Consider the following 24,787-nt stretch of genomic DNA (forward strand, 5'->3'; position numbering starts at 1 on the left):
CATTGGGGCTGGGCATGTCAGAAAAACCATCTTATCGTGTGCTGATCGTTGACGATCATCCGCTTATGCGCCGAGGAATCCGTCAGCTACTGGCAACCGATGCCATTTTTGATGTGATCGGGGAGGCCAGTAATGGCATGGAGGCGCTGAGCCTCGCGAATCGGGATTCACCCGATATTATCTTGCTCGATCTCAACATGAAAGGATTGAGCGGGTTGGATACGCTCCACGCGCTGCGGCACGATGGGATCTGCGCCCGCGTGATTGTGTTGACGGTCTCCGATGCGCCCAGCGATATTTATGCGTTGATGGATGCGGGTGCCGATGGCTATCTGCTTAAAGACAGCGCCCCGGAACATTTGCTGGATGCCATTCGTAACGGTGATGCCTTCAGCGAACAGGTGCGGGAGGTGCTGCGCCACCGTATCGCCATACAGGATACGCCGTCGCCCTTTACCGTATTGACGGAGCGCGAACTGGATGTGTTGCAGGAAGTAGCCTCAGGGCTATCCAACAAGCAAATCGCGAGTGTACTGTATATCTCAGAAGAGACGGTAAAAGTGCATATCCGCAACATGCTGCGCAAACTCAACGTACGCTCCCGCGTCGCCGCCACGGTGCTGTATCTGGAAACGCGCGGCCAGTAGGGCCGCTGTGTCGCTGAAGGGTAAGGCGCTACTTTAGATTAGCAGGAGATTGCCTCAAAAAAGCGGGATGCTTTCTCTCATAAATTGCGATTGAATGTCGCAATCCAAACCAACCAACATGTAAAAAACAGAGGCTAGAACAGGGAACTCAGTTTCAGTTTGATGAATTGAATAGGACACAAGTAGGGGATAAATTTCAATTCATGTTCATTAGCCTACGGGCGCAGGGTAATATTTATAGAACATGAATTGGTACGACCGAGTGGACTCGAACCACCGACCCCCACCATGTCAAGGTGGTGCTCTAACCAACTGAGCTACGGTCGTACAGTAGACAACATCTTAATCAGTAACGTTTTGATTAGAATGCTTTTCTTCATTCCAGCGTTTGGAATGGGCGCTATTATGGACGGCTCCGATGCTTGTGGCAAGTGCTTTGTTTATCATGTTCTTCCAAGTGTCGAATGTTTAGCCGAATTCGTCGAATGCCGCCACCGTATCAGCAAAATCTGAACGTGAGTTTCATCCTACGTCGGCTTCATTTGAACCGCTAACGTAAATGGTTGTCCGATCCGCTTAGGGAAACGTGCCGAACTTACCCAGTTCATACTCCGTTCGCCATCGCTGTAGTTTTAGGGTAGCAGAAGAGTCAGCGGTCTCTTAAAAGAGGTTGCCATGATAAGCAGGCTCATTATCACAAGCGGTTCTATCGGCGAGATTATTGATGCAGATAGGAAAAATGTGCGATTGAACCGCTTTTCATCAGGTTAAGCTATCGCAGAAGTTAGCATATACAATTATAAATTATAGGGAGACTCTGGCACTGTCTTGCATCAAGAAGAAGGAATCGGTGAAGCGCTCCGTTGCTATAAGGCAAGGCTATCGGGGAACAACCCCGCCTTCTGGCGTAGCGATTAAGGCAATGCAACATACTGGGAGATAACGATGGACGAGAATAAAACGAAACCAGCCGGCAAGTGTCCGGTTATGCACGGCGGAAACACTTCTACTGGCTCATCAAACACCGACTGGTGGCCAAATACCCTCAATCTCGACATTCTGCATCAGCATGATACCAAGACCAACCCGTTAGGCAGCGATTTCAGCTACCGCGACGCCCTCAAAACCCTCGATGTCGATGCCCTCAAAAAAGATCTGCACGCACTGATGACCGATAGCCAGGAGTGGTGGCCAGCGGACTGGGGTCACTATGGCGGCCTGATGATTCGTATGGCCTGGCACTCGGCGGGCTCTTACCGTACGACCGACGGTCGCGGCGGCGGCGGAACCGGTAACCAGCGCTTTGCACCGCTTAACTCCTGGCCGGATAACGTCAGTCTCGATAAAGCGCGCCGCTTACTGTGGCCCATCAAAAGAAAATACGGCAATAAACTCAGTTGGGCGGACTTGATTATTCTGGCGGGTAATATCGCGTATGAATCCATGGGGCTGAAAACATTTGGCTTCGCCTTTGGCCGTGAAGACATCTGGCACCCGGAAAAAGACACCTACTGGGGCTCGGAAAAAGAGTGGCTGGCGAAGAGCACCGGACGCTATGGCAGCGACGATCGTACCTCGCTGGAAAACCCGCTGGCGGCCGTACAAATGGGGCTGATTTACGTTAACCCAGAAGGCGTCGACGGCAATCCCGATCCGCTGCGTACTGCACAGGATATGCGCGTGACGTTCTCCCGTATGGCGATGAATGATGAAGAAACCGTTGCCCTGACGGCGGGTGGGCACACGGTGGGTAAAACCCACGGTAACGGCGATGCCAGCCTGCTGGGTGCGGCACCAGAAAGTGCGGATGTTGAGGAGCAAGGTCTCGGTTGGCATAACCCCACGGGATCGGGCAAAGGGCGCTATACCGTCACCAGCGGTCTGGAAGGCGCCTGGACAACGCATCCGACGCAATGGGATAACGGCTTCTTCCACATGCTGTTGAATCACGAATGGGAACTGAGAAAGAGCCCGGCTGGTGCATCGCAGTGGGAGCCCGTTAATATTAAAGAAGAAGACAAACCGGTTGACGTTGAAGACCCGTCTATTCGCTACAACCCAATGATGACTGATGCCGACATGGCGCTGAAAGTTGACCCGGAATATCGCAAGATTTCCGAGCGTTTCTATCAGGATCAGGCGTACTTCTCCGAAGTGTTTGCCCGAGCATGGTTCAAACTGACGCACCGCGATATGGGGCCGAAAGCGCGCTACGTGGGTCCAGATGTGCCGCAGGAAGACTTACTGTGGCAGGATCCGATTCCGGCTGGTCGTACCGACTATGATGTTGATGTTGTCAAAGCACGCATTGCAGAAAGTAGCCTTTCCATCAGTGAACTGGTCGCAACCGCCTGGGACAGCGCCCGTACATTCCGTGGTTCCGATATGCGCGGCGGTGCCAACGGCGCGCGTATTCGCCTCGCTCCGCAGAAAGACTGGGTAGGTAACGAACCTGAGCGTCTGGCGCGTGTGTTAGTCGTGCTGGAAAGCATTGCCGCTGCAACAGGGGCCAGCGTGGCCGATACCATTGTGCTGGCGGGTAATGTGGGGATTGAGAAAGCGGCGAAAGCGGCTGGCGTACAGGTGACTGTGCCGTTTGCTCCGGGACGTGGCGACACCACCGATGCCCTGACCGACGCCGAGTCTTTTGACGTCCTTGAACCTATCCACGATGGCTACCGTAACTGGCTGAAGAAAGATTATGCCGTGAGCGTGGAAGAGCTGATGCTCGATCGCACCCAACTGATGGGGCTGACGGCGAAAGAGATGACGGTACTGGTTGGCGGCCTGCGTGTGTTGGGGACCAACTACGGTGGCACCAAACACGGCGTATTTACTAATCGTGAAGGCGCGCTGACGAATGATTTCTTCGTCAACCTGACCGATATGAAATACACGTGGAAGCCATACCGTAAAGAGCTGTATGAAATCCGCGACCGTAAAACGGGTGAAGTCAAATGGACAGCAACGCGTCTGGATCTGGTCTTTGGTTCCAATTCCATTCTGCGCGCCTACGCCGAGGTTTACGCACAGGACGACAGCAAAGAGAAGTTTGTGAATGACTTTGTTGCTGCCTGGGTGAAAGTGATGAATGCGGATCGCTTCGATCTGGCAGAGTAAGACGTCACGCTCCCCACGTCGGTGTTTTCACGGCGCGGGGAGCATCATTTTTGCTGCGCGACCTTCTCTATCACTGCTTCTTGAGATTAAGCATGAATTCTCTGAACGGGGCGGCGAATTCCTTAAACAGCGGGTGCTTTCTATTCTGCATCATCACTTCACTAAATAGTTTCAACCCCACAATAAAGGCCTGAGTCTGTTCCGGCGTCATGTCCATCTTGCCATCGACTTTTTCCAGAATCTTGAACAAATCATCGTGAATTGAGCATTCAAACGACAGCATGCGCTGCTGCTCGGCATTTTCTTCCACCGTAATCTGATAGACGTTTCCCATTGTGGCCTCGGTAAGTTGAACGTGTGATGGATAATTGATAAAATCAACTATATGATCATTGGTTGACTGAGTCAATAAAATATGATGAAACCCCTTTTTGCCTTATTAGAAAGCTATAAGGCACAGATGCAGGAACAGATGAAAGCGCATGACATTAGTCTGGATGTGGTGCATGTCCGGTTATGTAAGATCATCGCGATGGAAGGGCGCATTACGCCCCAGTCGCTGGCGAAAAGGGTCTGTCGGGATAAAGCACAGATCACCCGTATGGTCGCGGAGTTGGTCAAACGCGATTATGTCCGCAAGATCGATAACCCGGATGACGGCCGCAGCGTGTGGCTCAGTTTGTCCGATAAAGGCGTCGCGTTTACGCAGGTTTTTCTGCATCAGGAAAAGCAGATTGAGGCGCAGATGCTTCAGGCGTTATCCCCTGAAGAACAAGCCACGTTTAGTGCGCTGCTGGAAAAAATAGCGGCCAGCCGTTCTGCACACTAAGCTCCGCTTCCGCCAACTTCCGCTGCACTGCCGTGAGGCGTACTCGCTGTGCTACTGCACCGAGATAGCGCGATAGCGGCGGGCTTCCCCGCATCATGCTCCCTATAAACGACAGCCGGACTGGCACTTTCTGTGCTGGCACGCCTTTTGCTTTTCTCTATTCGGGACAGCACCACGCATGGCGCTGAACAACCTGAATAGCTGGCTAGGGTTCCGATCCATATCCTATGGATGTCTGGTCCGAGAGCTGGCGACCTCCAGTTGAGGTTACACGGCGGGACAAAAGCCCGGGAGACAGCAACACCCATGGTGTCGCGCTGTTCCCGCTTTTTTCCTACTCAACCGGAGGTCTGGCATGAACCTATCTCGTTTACTGGGCGTTTGCGTCCTCAGTCTCTCAGCGCTGCTGAGTTTCCCTTCTCAGGCTGCGCCTAAAACGCAATTCAACGTGTGCTGGACGATTTATGCCGGATGGATGCCGTGGGGCTTCATCGGCACGCAGGGCATTATCGATAAATGGGCCGACAAGTACGGCATCAAGATTAAGGTCACCCAGCTTAACGACTACGTCGAATCGATCAACCAATACACCGCTGGGCAGTTTGACGGCTGCACGATGACCAACATGGATGCGCTGACCATTCCGGCCGCGGGCGGTGTGGATACCACGGCGCTGCTGCTCGGCAGTTTCTCCGCAGGCAACGATGGCATCGTGCTCAAAGGCAAAGGGAAAACGCTGAGCGATTTGCGCGGGATGAAGGTTAACCTGCCTGAACTCTCTGTCTCCCATTACCTGCTGGTACGCGGTCTGGAGACGGCCGGATTGCGGGAGCGCGATGTCACCGTCGTTAACACGTCGGATGCCGATATTGTCGCTGCCTTTGCCACCCGCAGCGTGCAGGCTGCCGTCGCCTGGAACCCTCAGCTCTCTGCCATCAAAAGCCAGCCGGACACCACGGAAGTCTTCCAGTCTGGTCAGATCCCCGGTGAATTGATCGACATGATGGTCGTGAATACGCAAACGTTACAGGACAATCCGGCGTTGGGCAAAGCGCTGGCCGGTGCCTGGTTTGAAATGATGACGCTGATGAAGGCAGGCGATAAACCCGCGCTGGAGTCAATGGCTGCCGCCTCTGGCACCGATTTAGCAGGCTATCAGGCGCAGTTAAAAACCACCCATCTGTTTTATTCCCCACAGGACAATTTGGCGTTTCTGACCAGCTCGGATCTCCCTAACACCATGAAGCGCGTCGCGGATTTCTCCTTCGACAAAGGGCTACTCGGCACCGGCGCGCAGAGCGCAGATTTTATCGGTATGACGTTCCCCGGTCAGGTCACGCAGGGTGACAGCGCCAATGTGAAACTGCGCTTTGACGACACCTTCGTGCGTCTGGCCGCAGAGAACAAACTCTGATCCGCAAACTGGAGAGACTATCGTGCGCTTGATCAATCGCTACCCCAGCAGGGGCGGACGGCTGTTGCTGGTTCTGCTGCCGTTTGTCGTGCTGCTGGTGCTGTACCTCATCGGGTCGGCATTGCGGCTGGAGGCTAACCCCAACGACAAACTTCTGCCGAGCCTCGGGCAAATGGCCGAGGCTATTCAGCGCATGGCATTGACCGAGGACAAACGCAGCGGCGATTACCTGTTCTGGCTGGATACGCAGGCCAGTCTGGTGCGTCTCGCGCTGGGGCTGGGGATCGCCAGCCTGTTGAGCCTGCTGTTCGGGATTGCGGCCGGGGCTTTCCCGCTGTTTCGCGCATCGCTCTCGCCGCTGATGACCGTACTGTCGATGATCCCGCCGCTGGCGATTTTACCCATTCTCTTCATCGTTTTCGGGCTGGATGAACTCTCGAAAGTGATGCTGATCGTGATTGGAGTTACACCGATGCTGGCGCGCGACCTCGAACAGCGCGCTCGCAACATACCGCAGGAAACGTTGATTAAAGCGCAGACGCTGGGGGCGAACAGTTGGGTCGTGGTGCTGCGCGTCATCCTACCGCAGCTGCTGTCGCGGCTGTTGATTTCACTGCGGCTGCTGCTGGGCGCGGCGTGGCTGTTTCTGATTTCTGCCGAAGCGATTTCGGCAACGGCAGGGCTCGGTTACCGCATCTTTCTGGTACGCCGCTATCTGGCGATGGACGTGATTCTGCCTTACGTCGTGTGGATCACGCTGCTGGCATGGCTCATGGATATGGCGCTGCGGTGGCTGCATCGCCGCGGGTTCCCGTGGTCAGAGGAAAGCAAAGCATGAGTTTTATCGAGATCGATAACATCTGGCAGGAATACGGCGACCACGTCGTGCTGGAACGGCTCAACCTGAACGTTGAGGAAGGGGAGTTTTGCACGATGGTTGGGGCATCCGGCTGCGGTAAATCCACCTTTCTGCGCCTGCTGCTGGGGCAAGAAACGCCCAGCCGTGGTGACGTGCGGCTCGAAGGGAAGCGGCTGCCCGCTGAACCGGATGCCAGCCGCGGCGTGGTGTTTCAGCGCTATTCGGTTTTCCCACATTTAACCGTGCTGGAAAACGTGGTGATTGGGCTGGAGATCCCGCGTTCCCCTTGGCTCGGCAGGCTGTTTGGGGCGCGTAAGCAGGAGGCGCGAGACAATGCCGCGCGGATGCTGGAGCGCGTCGGACTGGGACATTCCATGCACAAATACCCCAACCAGCTTTCTGGCGGCATGCAGCAACGGCTTGCGATTGCGCAGGCGTTTATTGTCCAGCCGCGCATCCTGCTGCTCGATGAACCCTTTGGGGCGCTGGACCCGGGTATTCGCGGCGATATGCACACGCTGCTGCTGGAGCTGTGGCGAGAAACCCGCTTAACGGTCTTTATGGTCACCCACGATTTGCCGGAAGGTTTCCATCTCAGCACGCGTTTGCTGGTGTTCGACAAAGTGCGCGTCGATCCCCATGCGCCGGAAGCCTATGGCGCACGTATTACCTATGACATCCCGCTTAATCAGGATCGTCTCGCTACGCGCCAGCGTGCGCTGACGCTAGTGCCTCCTGTAGTCAGCGCGGCGACATCCCCCATTTAAGGTGCTTTCGGTTATGACAGCGATACAGACATCGACAAACACATCGACAAACACATCGACAGGCCGAACAACGTTTGATGAAGAAATCGTGCCGGGCGGAGGACATACCTCTTTCATTCTCAAGCGCGGACAGATTCTGCGTATTGAAGATGTGGAAGGTGGTGGCAATGTGGGCCTGCTGCTGTTTAACGCGCACCAGACCAGCGAACGCCTGAACTTGCCGGATACTCTGAAAGGGCAGCACACCGCCAAATTAACGGCTGGGCACTGTCTCTATTCCGATATGGGACGCGTGCTGGCGGCAATCATTACCGACACCTGCGGCTGGCACGACAGCTTCGGCGGCGTGCTTAATGCGCAGGAGGTGCAGGAGAAATACGGGCAGGGACGCTATCAGGAATTGCGCAACGGTTTTTTCCGTAACGGCATGGATAACCTGCTGGTCGAGATGGGGAAATGGAATCTCAATCTGCAAGATCTGCTGATGACCATCAACCTGTTCAGCAAAATCACCGTGGATGCGCAAGGGCAATTCCATTTTCATACTAATCATTCTCAGGCGGGAAACTACATCGAGCTGTATGCGCCGATGGATACGCTGGTGGTGCTGACCGCCTTGCAACACCCGATGGATCCTAACCCGACCTATGCGCCGCGCCCGATTGCGCTCACCTGGAGTCGGGCGGAAGGCGAGGATGTCGCTGCGTACTGCCGTGCGTTCCGTGAGGAAAATGCACGCGCGTTTCACAATACCGAACGCTTTTGCCTGTAAGGAGGCCGGACATGACATTAATTGCCAGCAATAAAACGGCCGAGGACGCGGTATTCCGCCATGTGATTCCTGCCGGAGAACCCTATCTGTTTGAGGTGAAGCAGGGGCAGACGCTGCGACTGCTGGATCTGGAAGGCAATCAGGCGGTGGATACGCTGTTTTATCGCGTCAATGATCCGCGTGAACGCTACGATCCACAACGTACGCTGCGCCGCCAGAATAGCGTCTACCTGACGACGGGCAGCGTGCTGTACTCCAATCTTGGCAATCCGCTGCTGACGATTGTCGCCGACACCTGCGGTCGCCATGACACGCTGGGCGGAGCCTGTGCACAGGAAAGCAACACCGTGCGCTATGCGCTCGACCGGCGCTACATGCATAGCTGCCGCGACAACTTTCTCTGCGCCTGCCTGCACGATGGTCGCCTGAACAAAAAGGACATCGGCGCGAACATCAACTTCTTCATGAACGTGCCGGTGACGGCAGAAGGTGAGCTGACCTTTGAGGACGGTATTTCCGCACCGGGGAAATACGTGGAGCTGCGCGCCGAAGCGGATGTCATTGTGCTGATTTCCAACTGTCCGCAGCTGAATAACCCGTGCAACGGCTGGAACCCGACGCCCGCGGAGGTGCTGATATGGAATTGATGCCAGATCGAGGCGATGAAAAACGTACGCGCTGGCAGCGGGTGAAAGCGTGGCTGGTGAGCGCGCTGGAGGCAAGGGCAAATCGCTATTTCCTGTCGTCGCCGCGCCGCGTTCAGTCTGACAAAACCCCGTGATTCTAGCGTGGTAGCAGGCCTTTGCACCCTATGACATTTACCGCGATGGACGACCATCATGCGGATCGCATTTTGGCGGGACGACCCGCCCTTGCATGAGTCTAGCGTATGTTCGACAAACTTCTGATTGCCAACCGTGGCGCGATTGCGTGCCGTATTCTACGTTCGTTGCGAGAGATGAACGTCCGTGGCGTCGCGGTTTATTCTGATGCCGATATCAGTAGCCTGCATATTCAGGACGCCGATGAAGCCCTTAGTCTGGGAGAGGGCGCGGCGGCTCATACCTATCTGGATGTAGAAAAAATTCTCTCTGCGGCGCAGCGCAGCGGCGCACAAGCGATTCATCCCGGCTATGGTTTTCTGTCCGAGAATGCGGCGTTTGCCGAAGCCTGCGAAGCGGCACAGATTGCCTTTGTTGGGCCGACGCCGCAGCAGCTACGGGTATTCGGCTTAAAACATACGGCGCGCGCGTTGGCGAAGCAGCACAACGTGCCGCTGCTGGAAGGCACCGAGCTGCTGGAAAATAGTGATGCAGCCCTTCGGGCGGCGGAAGCGATCGGCTATCCTGTCATGCTTAAAAGCACGGCGGGTGGCGGTGGAATCGGGATGCGTGTCTGCTATAGCGCCATGGAACTGTCCGACGCGTTTGAAACGGTAAAGCGTCTGGGGCAGAACAACTTCAGCGACGCAGGCGTTTTCATCGAAAAGTATATCGAACGCGCCCGGCATCTGGAGGTACAGATTTTTGGTGACGGGCAGGGCGACGTGTTGGCGCTGGGGGTTCGGGACTGTTCGGTACAGCGCCGTAACCAGAAAGTGATTGAAGAAACGCCCGCGCCCAATCTGCCAGATGGCGTTGCCGATGCGCTGTGTGCGGCGGCAGTCAGTCTGGCACAGGCGGTGAATTACCGCAGTGCCGGAACGGTGGAATTCGTGTATGACAGCGCGACGGACCGTTTTTACTTTCTTGAAGTCAATACGCGCCTACAGGTTGAGCACGGCGTAACGGAACAGGTCTGGGGTGTGGATCTGGTGCGCTGGATGATCGAACTGGCGGCAGGCGATCTGCCGCCGCTGCACGAGTTGGCAGCCGGACTGAACCCTCAGGGTCATGCGATTCAGGCGCGCCTGTACGCGGAAGATCCGGGCAAGCAGTTCCAGCCGTCACCGGGATTATTGACGGAAGTTGCGTTTCCCATGTCAGAGGGACAGAGCCTGCGCATCGATACGTGGGTGACGGCCGGGTGCGAGATTCCCCCGTTTTTCGACCCGATGCTGGCTAAGATCATCGCCTGCGCGCCAACCCGTGAGCAGGCGATAGTCGGATTGGATCGAGCGCTGGCGGACACGCGACTCTATGGCGTTGAACACAACCGTGACTATTTGCGTCAGATTTTGGCGGCAGAGCCGTTTGCCAGCGGTCAGCCGTGGACACGCTGTCTGGATACGTTGGTCTACAATGCGACAACCTGCGAAGTGGTGAGTGCTGGCACGCAGACCACCGTACAGGATTATCCCGGCCGTCTCGGCTACTGGGCGGTCGGTGTGCCGCCGTCGGGGCCGATGGACGATCGCGCGCTGCGTTTAGGCAACCGTCTGGTGGGGAATCCAGCAGGAATGGCCGCGCTGGAGATCACGATGAACGGGCCGACACTGCGTTTTAATACGGACGCCGTGGCGGCAGTCACCGGTGCGGCTATGGCTATCGAACTGGACGGTCAACCTGTGCTGATGGATAGCGTATTTGCGATACCGGCGGGTGCTACGCTGCGGTTAGGTGCGGCGAATGCGCAGGGAGTACGCAGCTATCTTTGCCTGCGTGGCGGGTTCGATGTGCCGGATTATCTCGGCAGTAAAAGCACCTTCACGCTGGGGCAGTTTGGCGGCCACGCGGGCAGGGCGCTGCGGGCGGGGGACGTCTTGCACCTTGCGCCGCTATCTGACCGACGTATTGGAGACAGCCTGCCGGACGCCTTGCGCACCACATTGTCTACGGTGCGTGAACTACGTGTGATTTACGGCCCGCATGCGGCACCGGACTATTTTACGCCTGCCTATATGGAAACGTTCCTCACCACCGAGTGGGAAGTCCATTTTAACTCCAGCCGCACGGGTGTGCGCCTGATTGGGCCGAAACCAGAGTGGGTTCGTGATAGCGGTGGAGAAGCTGGACTGCACCCTTCGAATATTCACGACAACCCGTATGCCATCGGTGCGGTGGATTTCACCGGTGATATGCCAGTTATTCTGGGGCCAGATGGCCCGAGTCTCGGTGGATTCGTCTGTCCGGTGACGATAATCGAAGCCGACCTGTGGGCGCTGGGGCAACTTACTGCAGGCGACCGCGTGCGCTTTATTCCTGTCGATCACCCGACGGCACGCGCACTGGCGCAGGCACGTCATACTGAGGTGGAACAACTTGCCCCGATCGCTGTCGACTGGTCGCCTGCCGCGCTGATTTCTCCGGTGGTGTTGGATAGCGGTGAGGCGGATAAAAGGCTGGTTGCGCGGCTGTCCGGTGATACCCATTTGCTGCTGGAAGTAGGCGCGGCGGAGCTGGATGTCGCGCTACGTTTCCGCGTCCATGCGCTGATGCTGGCGCTGGAGAAACAGACGCTCGATGGCATTATTGATGTGACGCCGGGCATTCGTTCGTTGCAGGTGCACTATCGCCCTGAAGTGCTTTCGTTACAGCATTTGTTGGATGTACTTTCCACGCTATGGCAGGACGTTTGCACCCAGCAGAATCTGACAGTGCCATCACGGGTGGTTTATCTGCCGCTGTCCTGGGACGATCCCGCCTGCCAGTTGGCGATTCAAAAATACATGACCACGGTACGCAGCGATGCGCCCTGGTGCCCGAGCAACCTTGAGTTTATCCGCCGTATTAACGAATTGGATAATCTCGATGAAGTTTACCGTACCGTCTTTGACGCCAGCTATCTGGTGATGGGATTGGGCGACGTTTACCTCGGCGCACCGGTGGCAACGCCGCTGGATCCACGCCACCGTTTAGTCACCACCAAATATAATCCTGCTCGTACCTGGACGGCGGAAAACTCAGTGGGCATCGGCGGCGCTTACCTGTGCGTTTACGGCATGGAAGGGCCGGGCGGCTACCAGTTTGTTGGACGCACGTTGCAAATGTGGGATCGCTATCGCGGCGTTGGCGCATTTGACGGTAAGCCGTGGCTGCTGCGCTTCTTTGACCAAATTCGCTTTTATCCGGTGTCGGCCGACGAGTTGTTATCGATCCGACGGGATTTCCCGCTAGGGCGCTACCCGTTACGGATCGAGCAAAGCGAACTGGCGCTAAACGCCTATCAGGATTTCCTGTCGCGGGAAGCGGAAGCGATCGAGGCATTCCGCGTGCGTCAGCGGGCTGCGTTTGAGGCAGAGCGCGAGCGCTGGCGCATTGCCGGTCAATCGGTGACGGATAGCGTGGACGTGGTGATTGAAGAGGCGAGTGAAGCACCGATCCTGCCGGGACAGGTCGGCGTTGAAAGCCCGATTTCCGGCAATCTCTGGCAGGTGACGACGGAAGTCGGCAAAACGGTGGCCGAGGGAGAAACGCTGATGATTCTCGAATCGATGAAAATGGAAATCCCGATTGTGTCGCCGCAGCGCGGCACGGTGCGGGAGATTCGCTGCCAGCCCGGCGCATCTGTGCGTGCAGGGCAGTGCGTGGTGGTGATCGAATCGCAGACGGAATAACAGTGCCTTGTTGTATAGATTCAACAATGAGGTGATTGGCGAATCAACGATTCTGAAAATGCAGGCTGGAGGAATAAATAGCCTCTGGCCTGTTAATACAGACGCGGCGCTAATTGGCTGATATAGGATGCTAGCTACCCTGATAATGGCAGTACTTATCGGGTATAAAGGACAACAAGGAAGAATGAATTAGAAGGGTAAAACAAGGAATGGTGCGTTCAATTGGACTCGAACCAACGACCCCCACCATGTCAAGGTGGTGCTCTAACCAACTGAGCTATGAACGCATTGAGATACCGTGCTGCCTGTCTGACAGCGAGGCGAATAGTAGCGAGCAAGGGGAAAACTGGCAAGAGGAAAAATGCAATTTTGTGCTCTTGCCAGTGCGATTGCTGGGCTTATATCCATTCCGTCGTTTTTTTCGACGTAAACAGGATGAAACGTTATCTAGCGGGCGGCGCGCGCTAAAATCCGTGCGGCGGGTTGGCGCTGGAGAAAACGAATTCGCGTGACCATCATCACTGCCGCTGCCGTCAGACCAATGATAAAACCACACCAGAAACCCGCAGGCCCCATGCGCGGCACGATAATATTCGTCAACGCCAGCAGATAGCCGCTCGGTAGACCCAAGACCCAGTACGCCGTGAACGTAATATAGAAAATTGACCGAGTATCTTTATAACCGCGCAGAACACCACTGCCTATCACCTGAACGGCATCGGAAATTTGATAAACTGCTGCCAGCAGCATGAGCTGAGAGGCCATCGCTACAACCAGCGGATCCTGATTGTAGAGCAGAGCGATAGGCTCACGCAGCAGTGTGGTGAAAATAGCCGTACAGCTGGCTAACGCCACGCCGGCCATGATACCGGTGTGTGCGGCGATACGGGCGTTTTCAACCGAACCTTCCCCTAAGCGATGCCCGACGCGAATGGTGGTCGCAACGCCAACCGAGAGCGGAAGAACGAACATCAGCGAGCTGAAGTTCAGGGCAATCTGGTGACCTGCCACATCGACGACGCCCAGCGGCAACACCAACAGCGCCACCACGGCAAAGAGTGTCACTTCAAAAAGCAGCGCTAGCGCGATGGGTAAACCGAGGCCAAACAGGCGCTTCAGCACGGTAAAATCTGGCCGGAATGCTGGGCGATGAAGACGGATATCGTGTAGCCAGGAAGCGCGTCGGGTATAGAGCATCATCAATAGCATCATAATCCAGTAAACCGAGGCGGTAGCCACGCCGCAGCCAACGCCGCCCAGTTCGGGCATGCCAAATTTACCGTGGATAAAGATGTCGTTGATCGGGATGTTGATTAACAGCCCGATGAATCCAATCATCATGCCGGGGTAGGTTTTGGACAGCCCTTCACACTGGCAGCGCAAAACCTGATAGAACAGATAGCCGGGAACGCCCCACAGCAGCGCATGCAGATAGTCGATGGCTTTCGCCGCCAGCTCAGGCGAATTGTCGCTCATCAGGTTAATGGCGTATTCCCCCTGATACAGTACCAGCATCGTCAGCACAGAAATGATGGCGGCGAGGAAGAAGGACTGTCGCACCTGATAAGATATGCGATCGCGTCGGCCGGAACCGTTGAGCTGTGCGACAATGGGCGTCAGCGCCAACAGCAGACCATGGCCAAAAAGAATGGCGGGTAGCCAGATAGAGGTTCCCACGGCGACGGCGGCCATATCGGTGGCGCTATAAGCACCGGCCATGACGGTGTCAACCACACCCATCGACGTTTGGGACACTTGCGCAATAATGACAGGAACAGCAAGCGCCGATAATTTACGCGCTTCTGTCAGATACTGTTGCACGGATACCTTCCTTGAATGACTTAATTTTGCTAGCGGGATGAATAATCTGGATATGAAAAACGTCAAGAATAAAACGAGAACGTTATTGTAACGACTTAATAAAAGTAAACCAGCTTGCAAGAGAATATATTCTTTTTGTTACGCTGCGGTTTCGATAACGTCTGACGTACCATATTCCGGTTTGGTTTTCCGCGGAATATCGGGCACACTGCACAACGTCATTTCTTTGTTTTTAAGAGGCAAACCGCATGTTTACCGGTATTGTTCAGGGCACCGCGCCGGTGGTGTCGATTGAAGAAAAATCCAACTTTCGCACGCACGTTGTCCAGCTCCCGCCCGAGTTGCTGCCAGGGCTCGTGCCCGGTGCATCGGTGGCGCACAATGGCTGCTGCCTGACGGTAACCGCCATTGACGGCGATCGTGTCAGTTTTGATCTCATGAAGGAGACGCTGCGGTTAACGAATCTGGGCGATATTCATGAAGGCGATGTCGTCAATATTGAGCGAGCCGCGAAATTCGGTGACGAGATTGGTGGGCACGTCATGTCAGGCCACATCATGTGTACGGCGGAAGTGGTGAAGATTCAGGTGTCAGAGAATAACCATCAGATTTGGTTCCGTCTGGCAGATGAAGCACTGATGAAATACGTGCTGCATAAAGGCTTCGTTGGGATTGATGGCATCAGCCTGACGGTAGGAGAAGTGACCCGTGGACGTTTCTGCGTGCATTTAATTCCAGAAACGCTGAATCGCACCACGCTGGGGCAGAAGCGTCTGGGAAATCGCATTAATATCGAAATCGACCCGCAGACACAGGCCGTGGTCGATACGGTTGAGCGCGTGTTGGCTAGCAAGCAGGCGAGCGAATTGGGCAAGGAAGAGTAATTCCTACGTTGCACATTCTGGGAAACCGGACGGCGTTGCTACCGTCCGGTTTCCCTTTCCTTTCCGCGCGAAACGCACCATCCACTTCAATTTTATTTGTGCTCAGACTTGCCACAGTTAGCGGCGATAGTCGAGGTAGGGGCCGTCTGCCACCGAGCGGCGCTCAATCAACGTCGGGTGCACTTCAATGACGTGCGCATCTTCCCGTTTACTAGTGATTCGATCCAGTAGCATAGAGAACGCGGATTGACCCAGACGCTCCTTTGGCTGGTGGATGGTGGTCAGCGCAGGCGTAAAGAAGCGTGCGTGGCGCACGTTGTCATAACCGATCACCGAAATGTCCTGCGGTACGCGCAGACCCAGCTCGTCAGCCGCACAGATGGCCCCCATCGCCATAATATCGCCGCCGCAGAATACGGCCGTTGGACGCTGTTTCTGTGCGAGGATCTGGTGCATGGCTTTATAGCCGGATTCCGGTTCAAAATCGCCCCGAACCACCCATTCGTCGCGTACGGTGATGTCGGCTTCCTTCAGTGCTTTTAAAAAACCGAGGTAGCGTCCACTGCCGGTGTTGCGTTCTTGAGTGCCGGGGATGGCGCCGATATCGCGATGGCCGCGTTCAATCAGGTAGCGACCTGCCATATAACCGCCTTCAAAGGCGTTATCGATAATCGTATCGGTAAAATCGCTGTGCATCTGTCCCCAGTCCATCACGACCATCGGAATGCTGCGATAATCTTCCAACATCGACAACAGCTCTGGTGGATATTCGGCGCACATTACCAGCAGGCCGTCGACGCGTTTTTGCGCCAGCATGGAAAGATAAGCGCGCTGCTTGCCGATGTCGTTATGCGAATTACACAGCACCAGCGTGTAGCCTTTGGCGTAGCAGCTATTTTCAACGGCTTCAATGATCTCGGCGAAATAGGGTGCTTCACTGGAAGTGGCCAGCAAGCCGATAGATTTAGTGTGATTAACTTTGAGGCTGCGGGCGACGGCGCTGGGTGAATAGTGCAATTCTTTGATTGCTGCCCTGACGGCTGCCTTAGTCTCTTCGGCGACGAAACGTGTTTTATTGATCACGTGCGATACGGTTGTGGTGGAAACGCCAGCACGTTTTGCCACATCTTTAATCGTTGCCATCTAAAAATGACTCCTGAACTTACCTGTTATAGACGTAAGTATATTGTTAATCGTTTGCCTACGTTTAATGTTCTTCTTCTAAGCTAAAAAACAGGATTTCAGAAGGAGAATGCCGAATGTTATACCGAAGGGATCTGGGTTGACGTTTTTCGACTGATACGTAGCGCTTTCATAAACAGCGGATTGTGTCCGATTTATCATGAAAGTGAAAGGGCTAATTTATATTATTAGTGATGCATTCGTCCGAGATTTTTCGCTACAATTATGAAAGAATCGTAATAACCCTATTATTTGTGGCTTTTACTACCTAAACGGGTTTGGCTGTGAACGGTGGTGTCTTTTCATATGAAGCTTTCAGATAAAATTCGTTCGTTAATAAGGAGTAATTTATGGATACAGATCTGAAGATGTCTTTGCTGACAACCATTGGTTCGCTGGCTGTGATCATCGTGTTTAGTTTTACTGCGGTGCTGAACTAACCGAACGGTGCCTCTGGGCGGGTTAGGCATTCAGACACGTTGATGTTACATAAACGTGTCTGAATCGTTTTATACCCGTCATACTTCAAGTTGTATGTGCGTTGGCTTCGTTCACTCACCCGAATCACTTACCTGAGTAAGCTCATCGGGATTCCCTCTCTTGCCGCCTTCCTACAACTCGAATTATTTAGGGTATACCAGATGGTATAATCTGCTCTTAACGAATCGTCTGCGGCGTCACTACACGACGCGCGCCAACGTAGTGCTCCTGCCAATAATCTTCACTCAGCTTGCTGATACGAATATCTGAGCCTGTCCGTGGCGACTGAATAAATTTTCCTTCACCCAGATAAACCCCGACGTGATCGGCTGCCCCACGATTATTGATGCGGAAGAAGACCAGATCGCCACTTTCCAGCTCACTCTTTTTAATCGGAGCAGCATCACGCAGGTGATACATTTCGTTTGCGGTGCGTGGAATTTGGATCTTAACGACATCTTTGTAGGCGTAATAAACCAGTCCGCTACAGTCGAATCCGGTAAAAGGAGAGGAACCGCCCCAGTGGTAAGGCTTACCTATCTGACTCATCAATTTATTCATTGCGGTCGTTTTGGCATGCTGATAGCGTTTTTTATGTGCGGCGCTTAGCGCCATACCTTTTTCTGTTGGCGCTGGATTTTTATCCGCTTTCCCCTTGAGTGCGGTCTTCTTCAGTCCGGTTTTGACTCTGGCTTGGGCGGTTGTTTGTTCCTCTTCTTCAGACTTCAGCTTTTTAAGATTTTTTTTCACTAGCGCGGGCGTGCTACTTTGCGTTCTTGACGGTTTTTTTTCTGTCATTTTGCTCGCGGTGCGGGATTTGGTTTTATTGCTGACTGTAGTAGGTTCTGGTTTTTTGCTTTTGATCGGCGTCGGTGATTTAGCATTACCCTTGGTTTGGCGATTTTTCTTATTCGTTTCTGCCACGGCGTTTTTCTTCGGCGCAGAATGCGGGGTAGGCGGCGCAGCCTGAACCACGTTCAGGGATAGGTTACTGAAAAATAATATAAAAAGAGTAATAAATAAGCGCATAATAACAGTGACCGAACATAATCCTTAACTCGCTCAATCCTCACAGTATTCCTGAAAACGGCGCCATAAAAAAGTGGGCACAGTCGCTTTATTCATACAGAATAGTGAAAAAACGTTAATAGTTATTTTTTCGATTGATTTATCAGCGTTTTCTGGCGTTGATTTCATCAATGACAAATTCCTCCAAGAGAAAATAACCCCACAAAAAATGTCGTTTTTTTGTGGGCAGTGGCATCGGTACAATATCACTGAGTCAATGTCGCTGTCGTAGCACTTCTGACGGCGGCTCATGGCTAGCGTTTTGGACGTTAGCCATCCTATAGAATTAAGGAAGCAAGAAGATGACGACACCGACAATTGAAAAAATTCAGCGCCAAATTGCTGAAAACCCGATTCTGCTGTACATGAAAGGCTCCCCGAAATTGCCAAGCTGCGGCTTTTCCGCGCAGACGGTTCAGGCGTTATCTGCCTGTGGCGAACGTTTTGCGTATGTTGATATTTTGCAGAATCCAGACATTCGTGCTGAACTGCCGAAATACGCGAACTGGCCGACATTCCCGCAGCTGTGGGTTGATGGTGAGCTGGTTGGCGGTTGTGATATCGTGGTAGAAATGTTTCAGCGTGGTGAACTGCAACCGCTGATCAAAGAAACGGCAGACAAATATAAAGCGCAGCAGGCCGAGCAAGAGTAATGCTTTCGTCCTGCGTAATGACGATGTCAAATGTTATTACGATGCGTGCGTGAATCCTTCCAACGGGTGCTTTTATGGCACCCGTTTTTTGATCTCAATCTTTTCAGTCTTCGCCTGATGCGTCTTCCCGCGAATTTTCTTCCAGTGCGATCGGCCATCCGCCCAGACGTTTCCAGCGGTTCACCAACTCACAGAACAGCAATGCCGTCTGGTTGGTGTCATACAGCGCGGAGTGGGCCTGGCTGGAGTCAAACGCTATTCCTGCGGTAATACAAGCTTTAGCAAGAACCGTTTGGCCTAACACCAGTCCGCTGAGAGCCGCGGTATCAAAAGTGGCGAAAGGATGGAATGGATTACGTTTCAGGCTACAGCGCTCGGCTGCTGCAGCCATAAAGCTATGATCGAACGTGGCATTATGCGCCACGATAATCGCGCGGTTGCAGCCTTGATCTTTGATCCCTTTACGCACGACTTTGAAAATTTCATGCAGCGCGTCATATTCGCTTACTGCGCCACGTAGCGGATTGGTAGGGTCAATACCGTTAAACGCCAGTGCGGCGGGTTCCAGAATCGCACCCTCAAATGGCTCGACATGAAAATGTAGCGTTTCATCTGGCTGTAACCAACCGTCTTGATCCATTTTTAAGGTTACCGCCGCAACTTCCAGCAAGGCATCGGTTTTCGCATTAAATCCGGCGGTTTCAACATCAATCACTACCGGGTAAAATCCACGAAAACGGCCGCTCAGGGCGTTCAGATCACTTTTATCAGCCATTTTTCTCTTAATTGTTAGCAAAACGCAGCGCGCATTATTGCAAATTTTGGCCGGAGATGCAGCATGCCCGTTGCGGTTTCAAAGGGTGGAGATAGCAGAAGAAGAGGGAGAACAGGTGCCGATGCAGCACCTGTAGAATGCGAGGGAATTAGTGACCGATGCCGTTACCGGCGTGTGCGTTCTCGATCAATTCGATTTTATAACCGTCTGGATCTTCGATGAACGCGATCACGGTCGTACCGCCTTTGACCGGGCCCGCTTCGCGCGTGACATTGCCACCTGCTTTGCGGATACGCTCACAGGTTGCGGCAACATCGTCAACGCCCAGCGCGATATGACCATAGGCGTTGCCCAAATCATAGCTGTCGACGCCCCAGTTGTAGGTCAATTCGATAACCGCACCTTCGCTCTCTTCGGTATAACCGACGAAAGCCAACGTATATTTGTATTCGGTATTCTCGCTGGTGCGCAGCACGCGCATGCCCAGGATTTGGGTATAGAAATCGATAGAACGTTGTAAATCGCCAACACGCAGCATGGTGTGAAGTAAGCGCATAGTGTCCTCGTTAAAAGTGCAACAAAGAGGGAAGTATAGCGTTGTGACTCTACCGAGTCCAAGCTGTTGGGATGATGCTAAAAATGCGACACTTCGGTAAGGTTTGTGTTAAAACGTACTCTCAGGAGGGGTAAATAGCGCGTTGGGTCAATTTTAGGCTGCCTGACGTGTAAAAAAATCGTCAGTTATTACAATGGTTACCTAATTATTTTCATTGTGACTGTCCGTTTGGGCTTGCCAGCGGTAAAGAACAGGGCTTCAATAAATAGAGTTGTCGCAGGAGGTGTTGTGCCAGAGCAACTTGAACTCTTTGTTGTCCCTAATCCATGCCGTGGCATTTGTCAGACGGATGAAGGCGGATATTGTCGCGGTTGCTTTCGCAGTCGTAATGAGCGCTTTAGTTGGGGCCAAATGAGTGATGCGCAGAAACAGGATGTGCTGCGTTTGTGTCGGCAGAGAATGAAACGGTCACAGCGTTCAGAGAAACCCGATACACCAGCAGAGTCCCGTCAGCCATCGTTGTTCTAAGTTATCTTGTCTTAGATGATCTATTTACGTGAAATTTTGTTTAAGCAACGCAGGCGCGTTCGGATTGAATAAAATAAGCCTGAGATCATTTTTAAAAGACGTTTATTTGATAGAATCCATTTCATATGGAGCTATTTTTACAACAATAAAGTCATTTTTTATTTTTATAAATCAGAGTTGATTGCAATCCAGGGATATAACTTAGCGTGCTAACAATAAGGAGAGGTGATGGAATTGCCATTAGGATCTGATTTAGCCCGTCTGGTGCGCGTATGGCGTGCACTGGTCGATCATCGATTAAAACCACTTGAACTGACTCAAACGCATTGGGTCACGTTGCATAACATATACCATCTACCCCCTGGGCAGTCGCAGATTCAACTCGCCAAAGCGATAGGTATTGAGCAACCCTCATTAGTCCGAACACTGGATCAGCTTGAGGAAAAAGGGTTAATCACTCGCCACGTTTGTGCACACGATCGTCGGGCAAAACGTATTATGCTGACCGAATCAGCAGAGCCAATCATACAGGCAGTCAATGGTGTAATTAGCCATACACGTAGTGAAGTCTTATTTGGAATTACGCCGGAGCAGGTGGATGAATTAGCGCTACTGGTTTCGCGTCTTGAGAAAAATATATTGGCATTACATGAAAATCAAGCGTAGCTAAATTTAGGTTACGCAGAGGGAGAATTAAATCCCGGCAATATCACCAGTATCGATTATTGGTTATTTATTCCGGGAGTTGATTATTCGTTGTGACGATCGCCACACTCTGCGGCGATCGTCACACAGCATTAGCGTGGGGAGACGGTAATACTGCGGCCATTGCTGGCCATGGCAACGCGTTGGCCCGCGCTGAATTTCGTATCACCTTGCTTCTGTACCACCATAATGGTACTGCCGTCATCACGACGAATTTCCAATTCTACACCCTGTGTGCGGTTCAGCGCACTCGTAGCGCTTTGACCCGCTACACCACCGGCTACTGCCCCTGCCGCCGTCGCCAGGCTACGACCAGAACCACCGCCGATAGTGTTGCCCAAGAAACCACCCAGCACCGCACCGCCCAGTGCGCCGATCACGTTAGAATCTTCTCCCGCCTGAATTTGAACCGGACGCATAGAAACAATCGTACCGTAGGTCACGGTCTGCACTTGTTTAGCTTCGGATGCGCTGTAAACATCACCTGAAAGCGTACTGGTATTAGCACAACCAGCCAGCGTGATACCAGCAAGGGTAACCACAAGTAAACGCTTCATCATAATACGAACTCCTTAATCGCGAATATGTCGGGCTGGCTCAGCCGCGGCCGACGCAGTGTTATACCAATAAATTATGGTCTGGCTCAGTGTAGCATGCCACTCTTTTTACTCTTTTTTTCAGAATATAATAGTGCGCATAAATTGCATATAAACAGAAGGATAAATCGCATGAAAAATGGTTTTTTTTGTAGCAAATATTATCAACATTCCACTTTTGGTTAAAACCTAACCCGTGTGGAAAAAACGTAAAAATTTTAATAATTCAGCGTGTTAACGTGCTACTTTTATTCTCAACGTAACGGTTCTTATCGGTGTTCTCTTTTTATCCCACAGGGGCAAAGGCTATACAATGAGATCAGGCAGATATATTGGCGTAATGTCCGGCACCAGCCTTGATGGTGTGGATGTTGTGCTAGCCGCGATTGATGAACATACGGTTGCTCAGCAGGCCAGCTACTGTCACCCGATACCGCAGGACATCAAAATGGCCATTCTGGGGATGTGTCAGGGGCAGGCGATAACGCTGTCGGCGCTGGGGCAGTTGGATACGCGTCTGGGCATCTTGTTTGCCGAAGCCGTGCTGACGCTGCTTAAAGAGACGGAACTGAGTGCGGAGGACATCACCGCGATTGGCTGCCACGGGCAGACGGTCTGGCATGAACCCACGGGCGATGCGCCTTGCACGTTGCAGATCGGCGATAATAATCGTGTTGCCGCCTTGACTGGCATCACGACCGTGGGGGATTTTCGCCGCCGCGATTTGGCTTATGGCGGGCAGGGCGCTCCGCTGGTGCCATCGTTCCACCATGCGTTGCTGTTGCATCCTGTCGAACGACGTATCGTACTCAACATTGGTGGCATCGCCAATCTGTCGCTGTTGGTGCCGGGGGCGCCCGTGCGTGGCTACGACACCGGTCCCGGGAATATGCTGTTGGATGCCTGGATCTGGCGGCACTGCGCGCAGCCGTATGATAAAGACGCCGTGTGGGCGATGAGCGGTCAGGTAAATCCGCTATTGCTACGCCGCATGTTGACCGACCCTTATTTTGCGTTGCGAGCGCCTAAAAGCACTGGCCGTGAGTATTTCAATCTGGGCTGGCTGGAAAGAATGCTGGCTGGCCTGTCGCCGATAGCGCCGCAGGATGTTCAGGCTACGCTGGTTGAGTTAACGGCTATGAGCATCGCTGAACAGGTGCTGTTGGTCGGTGGATGTGAACGCTTACTGGTTTGCGGCGGTGGCGCACGTAATCCGCTCATTATGGCGCGTCTCTCGGCGCTGCTGCCGGGCATTGAAGTCAGCACGACGGATGAATGTGGCGTGAGCGGCGATGATATGGAAGCGCTGGCATTTGCCTGGCTGGCGTCCCGCACGCTATCAGGGTTGCCGGGCAATCTGCCGTCTGTCACGGGAGCGAGTCAGGAAACGGTGTTAGGCGCGATTTATCCAGTCAATGCGGATTAATCAGATTTTGCCGAGAGGTTCATCGTTATCCTCTTGTTAAACTTAAATGCGCGGCAGCGTCAGTTGCCGTCATCGACAAGAATGACAGGAGAAAAATAATGAAACGATTGCTGACAGGGACAGTGCTGATTCTGCTGAGTGGATGCAGTTATTTTGGTCATAAACAGACGGTGGAAACGCTGCATTATCAATGTGGGACAATGCCGCTAACCGTGACGTTACAGCAGGGCGGTGAAGCGGCTCCGCAGGTGAGTTTCTTGCTGGATGGCGAACGTCTCACGCTACCTCAAGTGGTGTCCGCGTCTGGCGTCAGATACAGCAATGACACCTACACCTTCTGGAGCAAAGGCGATCGTGCATTTATCCAACGGGGTGAACGGGTTATCATAGACGACTGTGTGTTGGCACCGAGGTAACTGACGCCGCACGGTCGCGGTGTCGCTGCTGATTGCGATTTTTCGGGTACGGGAGCAGAATGGGATTTTCGCCCGCTTCTGGCCCGACATTGCGACAGCAGGATATTATGACTCAGGAACGCTCCCCTTCTGACGGTACGCCTCTTATTCAACCCGCCGATATTGCTGATATCCGCCGTGAATACACGCGTGGAGGACTTCGCCGTAGCGATCTTCCCGCGAACCCGCTGGATTTATTTGAACGCTGGCTAAAGCAGGCCTGCGACGCAAAACTGGCCGATCCTACCGCGATGTCCGTTGCGACCGTGGATGAGCACGGGCAGCCTTACCAGCGTATCGTTCTGCTGAAACACTATGATGAGAAAGGCATGGTGTTTTATACCAATATGGGCAGCCGCAAAGCCCATCATCTGGAAAACAATCCACGTATCAGCCTGCTGTTCCCTTGGCATATGCTAGAGCGGCAGGTCATGGTGCTGGGACGCGTAGAGAAGCTGCCGGCGCTTGAGGTGCTGAAATATTTCCACAGCCGCCCGAAAGACAGCCAGATTGGCGCGTGGGTATCCAAGCAATCCAGCCGGATTTCAGCGCGTGGCGTGCTGGAAAGCAAATTTTTGGAATTGAAGCAAAAATTCCAGAATGGCGAGGTGCCTTTGCCGAGCTTCTGGGGTGGCTTCCGCGTTGTTATCGATTCTGTCGAGTTTTGGCAGGGCGGTGAACACCGTCTGCATGACCGATTTTTCTACCAGCGGCAGGACGAGGGCTGGCAGATCGATCGTTTAGCGCCCTAATCG

At 53.4% G+C, this 24,787-nt stretch carries 25 protein-coding genes, 2 tRNA genes and 1 riboswitch; of the genes, 18 read left to right on the forward strand and 9 right to left on the reverse strand.

Annotated features, from left to right (window positions below; all coding sequences use genetic code 11):
- Positions 1–14 precede the first annotated feature (14 nt).
- Positions 15–647 carry a nitrate/nitrite response regulator protein NarP gene (narP, locus tag DMB82_RS09555; protein ID WP_116163353.1) on the forward strand — a complete coding sequence of 211 codons (633 nt, stop codon included), beginning with the start codon at positions 15–17 and terminating at the stop codon, positions 645–647.
- Between the two features lie 250 nt (positions 648–897).
- Here narP and DMB82_RS09560 read toward each other — a convergent pair.
- Positions 898–974: transfer RNA gene (locus DMB82_RS09560), tRNA-Val, on the reverse strand.
- 618 nt (positions 975–1,592) lie between these two features.
- Here DMB82_RS09560 and katG point away from each other — a divergent pair.
- Positions 1,593–3,767, forward strand: a complete 2,175-nt coding sequence (katG, locus tag DMB82_RS09565) for a catalase/peroxidase HPI (protein WP_116163351.1) — start codon at positions 1,593–1,595, stop codon at positions 3,765–3,767.
- A gap of 70 nt (positions 3,768–3,837) precedes the next feature.
- Here the strand turns inward: katG and DMB82_RS09570 are convergent, their stop codons facing one another.
- On the reverse strand, positions 3,838–4,101 hold the full coding sequence (locus DMB82_RS09570) for a DUF3861 domain-containing protein (RefSeq protein WP_116163350.1): 264 nt from the start codon (positions 4,099–4,101) through the stop codon (positions 3,838–3,840).
- 81 nt (positions 4,102–4,182) lie between these two features.
- Between DMB82_RS09570 and DMB82_RS09575 the strand changes: the two genes are divergently transcribed.
- The 8 genes from DMB82_RS09575 (at position 4,183) to uca (ending at position 12,903) form a co-directional block, all read left to right on the forward strand.
- Positions 4,183–4,596: a MarR family winged helix-turn-helix transcriptional regulator gene (locus DMB82_RS09575; RefSeq protein ID WP_116163349.1), complete on the forward strand. Its 414-nt coding sequence runs from the start codon at positions 4,183–4,185 to the stop codon at positions 4,594–4,596.
- 194 nt (positions 4,597–4,790) lie between these two features.
- Positions 4,791–4,892: riboswitch (guanidine-I (ykkC/yxkD leader) on the forward strand.
- 59 nt (positions 4,893–4,951) lie between these two features.
- Positions 4,952–6,010 (forward strand): putative urea ABC transporter substrate-binding protein, encoded by a 1,059-nt coding sequence (locus tag DMB82_RS09580; protein ID WP_103860477.1) that lies wholly within the window; start codon positions 4,952–4,954, stop codon positions 6,008–6,010.
- Between the two features lie 22 nt (positions 6,011–6,032).
- Positions 6,033–6,848: an ABC transporter permease gene (locus DMB82_RS09585; protein ID WP_102116381.1), complete on the forward strand. Its 816-nt coding sequence runs from the start codon at positions 6,033–6,035 to the stop codon at positions 6,846–6,848.
- A complete protein-coding gene (locus DMB82_RS09590) occupies positions 6,845–7,636 on the forward strand; it encodes an ABC transporter ATP-binding protein (protein WP_116163346.1) in 792 nt (263 codons plus the stop codon). Before DMB82_RS09585 ends, DMB82_RS09590 begins: the two co-directional genes overlap by 4 nt.
- 13 nt (positions 7,637–7,649) lie before the next feature.
- Complete coding sequence (locus DMB82_RS09595) at positions 7,650–8,408, forward strand: urea amidolyase associated protein UAAP1 (protein ID WP_208644327.1); 759 nt, start codon at positions 7,650–7,652, stop codon at positions 8,406–8,408.
- A gap of 11 nt (positions 8,409–8,419) precedes the next feature.
- Positions 8,420–9,055: an urea amidolyase associated protein UAAP2 gene (locus DMB82_RS09600; RefSeq protein ID WP_116163345.1), complete on the forward strand. Its 636-nt coding sequence runs from the start codon at positions 8,420–8,422 to the stop codon at positions 9,053–9,055.
- Positions 9,046–9,189, forward strand: a complete 144-nt coding sequence (locus tag DMB82_RS09605) for a hypothetical protein (protein WP_165572341.1) — start codon at positions 9,046–9,048, stop codon at positions 9,187–9,189. Before DMB82_RS09600 ends, DMB82_RS09605 begins: the two co-directional genes overlap by 10 nt.
- A gap of 108 nt (positions 9,190–9,297) precedes the next feature.
- Positions 9,298–12,903, forward strand: a complete 3,606-nt coding sequence (gene uca / locus DMB82_RS09610) for an urea carboxylase (RefSeq protein WP_116163343.1) — start codon at positions 9,298–9,300, stop codon at positions 12,901–12,903.
- A 210-nt stretch (positions 12,904–13,113) separates the two neighbouring features.
- On the opposite strand, the gene DMB82_RS09615 is transcribed toward uca, so the two are convergent.
- Both DMB82_RS09615 and DMB82_RS09620 read right to left on the reverse strand, forming a co-directional pair.
- A tRNA-Val gene (locus DMB82_RS09615) sits at positions 13,114–13,190 on the reverse strand.
- Between the two features lie 160 nt (positions 13,191–13,350).
- The gene (locus DMB82_RS09620; protein ID WP_116163341.1) at positions 13,351–14,724 is read right to left on the reverse strand and encodes an MATE family efflux transporter; all 1,374 of its coding nucleotides are present in this window, start codon (positions 14,722–14,724) and stop codon (positions 13,351–13,353) included.
- Positions 14,725–14,972: 248 nt separating this feature from the next.
- Here DMB82_RS09620 and DMB82_RS09625 point away from each other — a divergent pair, with 248 nt between their 5' ends.
- A complete protein-coding gene (locus tag DMB82_RS09625; RefSeq protein WP_039515838.1) occupies positions 14,973–15,608 on the forward strand; it encodes a riboflavin synthase in 636 nt (211 codons plus the stop codon).
- Between the two features lie 117 nt (positions 15,609–15,725).
- On the opposite strand, the gene purR is transcribed toward DMB82_RS09625, so the two are convergent.
- On the reverse strand, positions 15,726–16,751 hold the full coding sequence (gene purR / locus DMB82_RS09630; protein WP_039471672.1) for an HTH-type transcriptional repressor PurR: 1,026 nt from the start codon (positions 16,749–16,751) through the stop codon (positions 15,726–15,728).
- Between the two features lie 389 nt (positions 16,752–17,140).
- Here purR and cydH point away from each other — a divergent pair, with 389 nt between their 5' ends.
- Positions 17,141–17,230 (forward strand): cytochrome bd-I oxidase subunit CydH, encoded by a 90-nt coding sequence (gene cydH / locus DMB82_RS09635; protein WP_102116387.1) that lies wholly within the window; start codon positions 17,141–17,143, stop codon positions 17,228–17,230.
- Positions 17,231–17,447: 217 nt separating this feature from the next.
- On the opposite strand, the gene DMB82_RS09640 is transcribed toward cydH, so the two are convergent.
- On the reverse strand, positions 17,448–18,299 hold the full coding sequence (locus DMB82_RS09640; protein ID WP_102116388.1) for a C40 family peptidase: 852 nt from the start codon (positions 18,297–18,299) through the stop codon (positions 17,448–17,450).
- A 341-nt stretch (positions 18,300–18,640) separates the two neighbouring features.
- On the opposite strand from DMB82_RS09640, the gene DMB82_RS09645 reads away from it, so the two are divergent.
- Positions 18,641–18,991 (forward strand): Grx4 family monothiol glutaredoxin, encoded by a 351-nt coding sequence (locus tag DMB82_RS09645; protein WP_102116389.1) that lies wholly within the window; start codon positions 18,641–18,643, stop codon positions 18,989–18,991.
- Positions 18,992–19,094: 103 nt separating this feature from the next.
- Here the strand turns inward: DMB82_RS09645 and rnt are convergent, their stop codons facing one another.
- Together rnt and gloA are read right to left on the reverse strand one after the other, a co-directional pair.
- Positions 19,095–19,766 (reverse strand): ribonuclease T, encoded by a 672-nt coding sequence (rnt, locus tag DMB82_RS09650; RefSeq protein WP_102116390.1) that lies wholly within the window; start codon positions 19,764–19,766, stop codon positions 19,095–19,097.
- 148 nt (positions 19,767–19,914) lie between these two features.
- Positions 19,915–20,322: a lactoylglutathione lyase gene (gene gloA, locus DMB82_RS09655; protein WP_010276601.1), complete on the reverse strand. Its 408-nt coding sequence runs from the start codon at positions 20,320–20,322 to the stop codon at positions 19,915–19,917.
- Positions 20,323–20,610: 288 nt separating this feature from the next.
- On the opposite strand from gloA, the gene DMB82_RS09660 reads away from it, so the two are divergent.
- Together DMB82_RS09660 and slyA are read left to right on the forward strand one after the other, a co-directional pair.
- The gene (locus tag DMB82_RS09660) at positions 20,611–20,850 is read left to right on the forward strand and encodes a DUF1289 domain-containing protein (RefSeq protein WP_102116391.1); all 240 of its coding nucleotides are present in this window, start codon (positions 20,611–20,613) and stop codon (positions 20,848–20,850) included.
- Positions 20,851–21,078: 228 nt separating this feature from the next.
- Positions 21,079–21,516 carry a transcriptional regulator SlyA gene (gene slyA, locus DMB82_RS09665; RefSeq protein ID WP_010276609.1) on the forward strand — a complete coding sequence of 146 codons (438 nt, stop codon included), beginning with the start codon at positions 21,079–21,081 and terminating at the stop codon, positions 21,514–21,516.
- 131 nt (positions 21,517–21,647) lie between these two features.
- Here the strand turns inward: slyA and DMB82_RS09670 are convergent, their stop codons facing one another.
- Positions 21,648–22,115: an outer membrane lipoprotein gene (locus DMB82_RS09670; RefSeq protein ID WP_116163340.1), complete on the reverse strand. Its 468-nt coding sequence runs from the start codon at positions 22,113–22,115 to the stop codon at positions 21,648–21,650.
- 349 nt (positions 22,116–22,464) lie between these two features.
- On the opposite strand from DMB82_RS09670, the gene anmK reads away from it, so the two are divergent.
- From anmK to pdxH, 3 genes are all read left to right on the forward strand, one after another.
- The gene (gene anmK, locus DMB82_RS09675) at positions 22,465–23,577 is read left to right on the forward strand and encodes an anhydro-N-acetylmuramic acid kinase (RefSeq protein WP_116163338.1); all 1,113 of its coding nucleotides are present in this window, start codon (positions 22,465–22,467) and stop codon (positions 23,575–23,577) included.
- 98 nt (positions 23,578–23,675) lie between these two features.
- Complete coding sequence (locus DMB82_RS09680) at positions 23,676–23,993, forward strand: MliC family protein (RefSeq protein ID WP_116163337.1); 318 nt, start codon at positions 23,676–23,678, stop codon at positions 23,991–23,993.
- A 107-nt stretch (positions 23,994–24,100) separates the two neighbouring features.
- Entirely contained in the window at positions 24,101–24,784 is a 684-nt protein-coding gene (gene pdxH / locus DMB82_RS09685) for a pyridoxamine 5'-phosphate oxidase (protein WP_102116532.1), read from the forward strand.
- The last annotated feature ends 3 nt before the right edge of the window (positions 24,785–24,787 follow it).

Source organism: Pectobacterium aquaticum (assembly GCF_003382565.3).
GTDB lineage: Bacteria > Pseudomonadota > Gammaproteobacteria > Enterobacterales > Enterobacteriaceae > Pectobacterium > Pectobacterium aquaticum.

Bases quoted from the DNA above. Each gene is read 5' to 3' on its own strand.
- narP (WP_116163353.1), top strand. From the start codon at position 15: ATGTCAGAAAAACCATCTTATCGTGTGCTGATCGTTGACGATCATCCG.
- katG (WP_116163351.1), top strand. From the start codon at position 1,593: ATGGACGAGAATAAAACGAAACCAGCCGGCAAGTGTCCGGTTATGCAC.
- DMB82_RS09570 (WP_116163350.1), bottom strand. From the start codon at position 4,101: ATGGGAAACGTCTATCAGATTACGGTGGAAGAAAATGCCGAGCAGCAG.
- DMB82_RS09575 (WP_116163349.1), top strand. From the start codon at position 4,183: ATGATGAAACCCCTTTTTGCCTTATTAGAAAGCTATAAGGCACAGATG.
- DMB82_RS09580 (WP_103860477.1), top strand. From the start codon at position 4,952: ATGAACCTATCTCGTTTACTGGGCGTTTGCGTCCTCAGTCTCTCAGCG.
- DMB82_RS09590 (WP_116163346.1), top strand. From the start codon at position 6,845: ATGAGTTTTATCGAGATCGATAACATCTGGCAGGAATACGGCGACCAC.
- DMB82_RS09595 (WP_208644327.1), top strand. From the start codon at position 7,650: ATGACAGCGATACAGACATCGACAAACACATCGACAAACACATCGACA.
- DMB82_RS09600 (WP_116163345.1), top strand. From the start codon at position 8,420: ATGACATTAATTGCCAGCAATAAAACGGCCGAGGACGCGGTATTCCGC.
- DMB82_RS09605 (WP_165572341.1), top strand. From the start codon at position 9,046: ATGGAATTGATGCCAGATCGAGGCGATGAAAAACGTACGCGCTGGCAG.
- uca (WP_116163343.1), top strand. From the start codon at position 9,298: ATGTTCGACAAACTTCTGATTGCCAACCGTGGCGCGATTGCGTGCCGT.
- DMB82_RS09625 (WP_039515838.1), top strand. From the start codon at position 14,973: ATGTTTACCGGTATTGTTCAGGGCACCGCGCCGGTGGTGTCGATTGAA.
- purR (WP_039471672.1), bottom strand. From the start codon at position 16,751: ATGGCAACGATTAAAGATGTGGCAAAACGTGCTGGCGTTTCCACCACA.
- cydH (WP_102116387.1), top strand. From the start codon at position 17,141: ATGGATACAGATCTGAAGATGTCTTTGCTGACAACCATTGGTTCGCTG.
- DMB82_RS09640 (WP_102116388.1), bottom strand. From the start codon at position 18,299: ATGCGCTTATTTATTACTCTTTTTATATTATTTTTCAGTAACCTATCC.
- DMB82_RS09645 (WP_102116389.1), top strand. From the start codon at position 18,641: ATGACGACACCGACAATTGAAAAAATTCAGCGCCAAATTGCTGAAAAC.
- rnt (WP_102116390.1), bottom strand. From the start codon at position 19,766: ATGGCTGATAAAAGTGATCTGAACGCCCTGAGCGGCCGTTTTCGTGGA.
- gloA (WP_010276601.1), bottom strand. From the start codon at position 20,322: ATGCGCTTACTTCACACCATGCTGCGTGTTGGCGATTTACAACGTTCT.
- slyA (WP_010276609.1), top strand. From the start codon at position 21,079: ATGGAATTGCCATTAGGATCTGATTTAGCCCGTCTGGTGCGCGTATGG.
- DMB82_RS09670 (WP_116163340.1), bottom strand. From the start codon at position 22,115: ATGATGAAGCGTTTACTTGTGGTTACCCTTGCTGGTATCACGCTGGCT.
- anmK (WP_116163338.1), top strand. From the start codon at position 22,465: ATGAGATCAGGCAGATATATTGGCGTAATGTCCGGCACCAGCCTTGAT.
- DMB82_RS09680 (WP_116163337.1), top strand. From the start codon at position 23,676: ATGAAACGATTGCTGACAGGGACAGTGCTGATTCTGCTGAGTGGATGC.
- pdxH (WP_102116532.1), top strand. From the start codon at position 24,101: ATGACTCAGGAACGCTCCCCTTCTGACGGTACGCCTCTTATTCAACCC.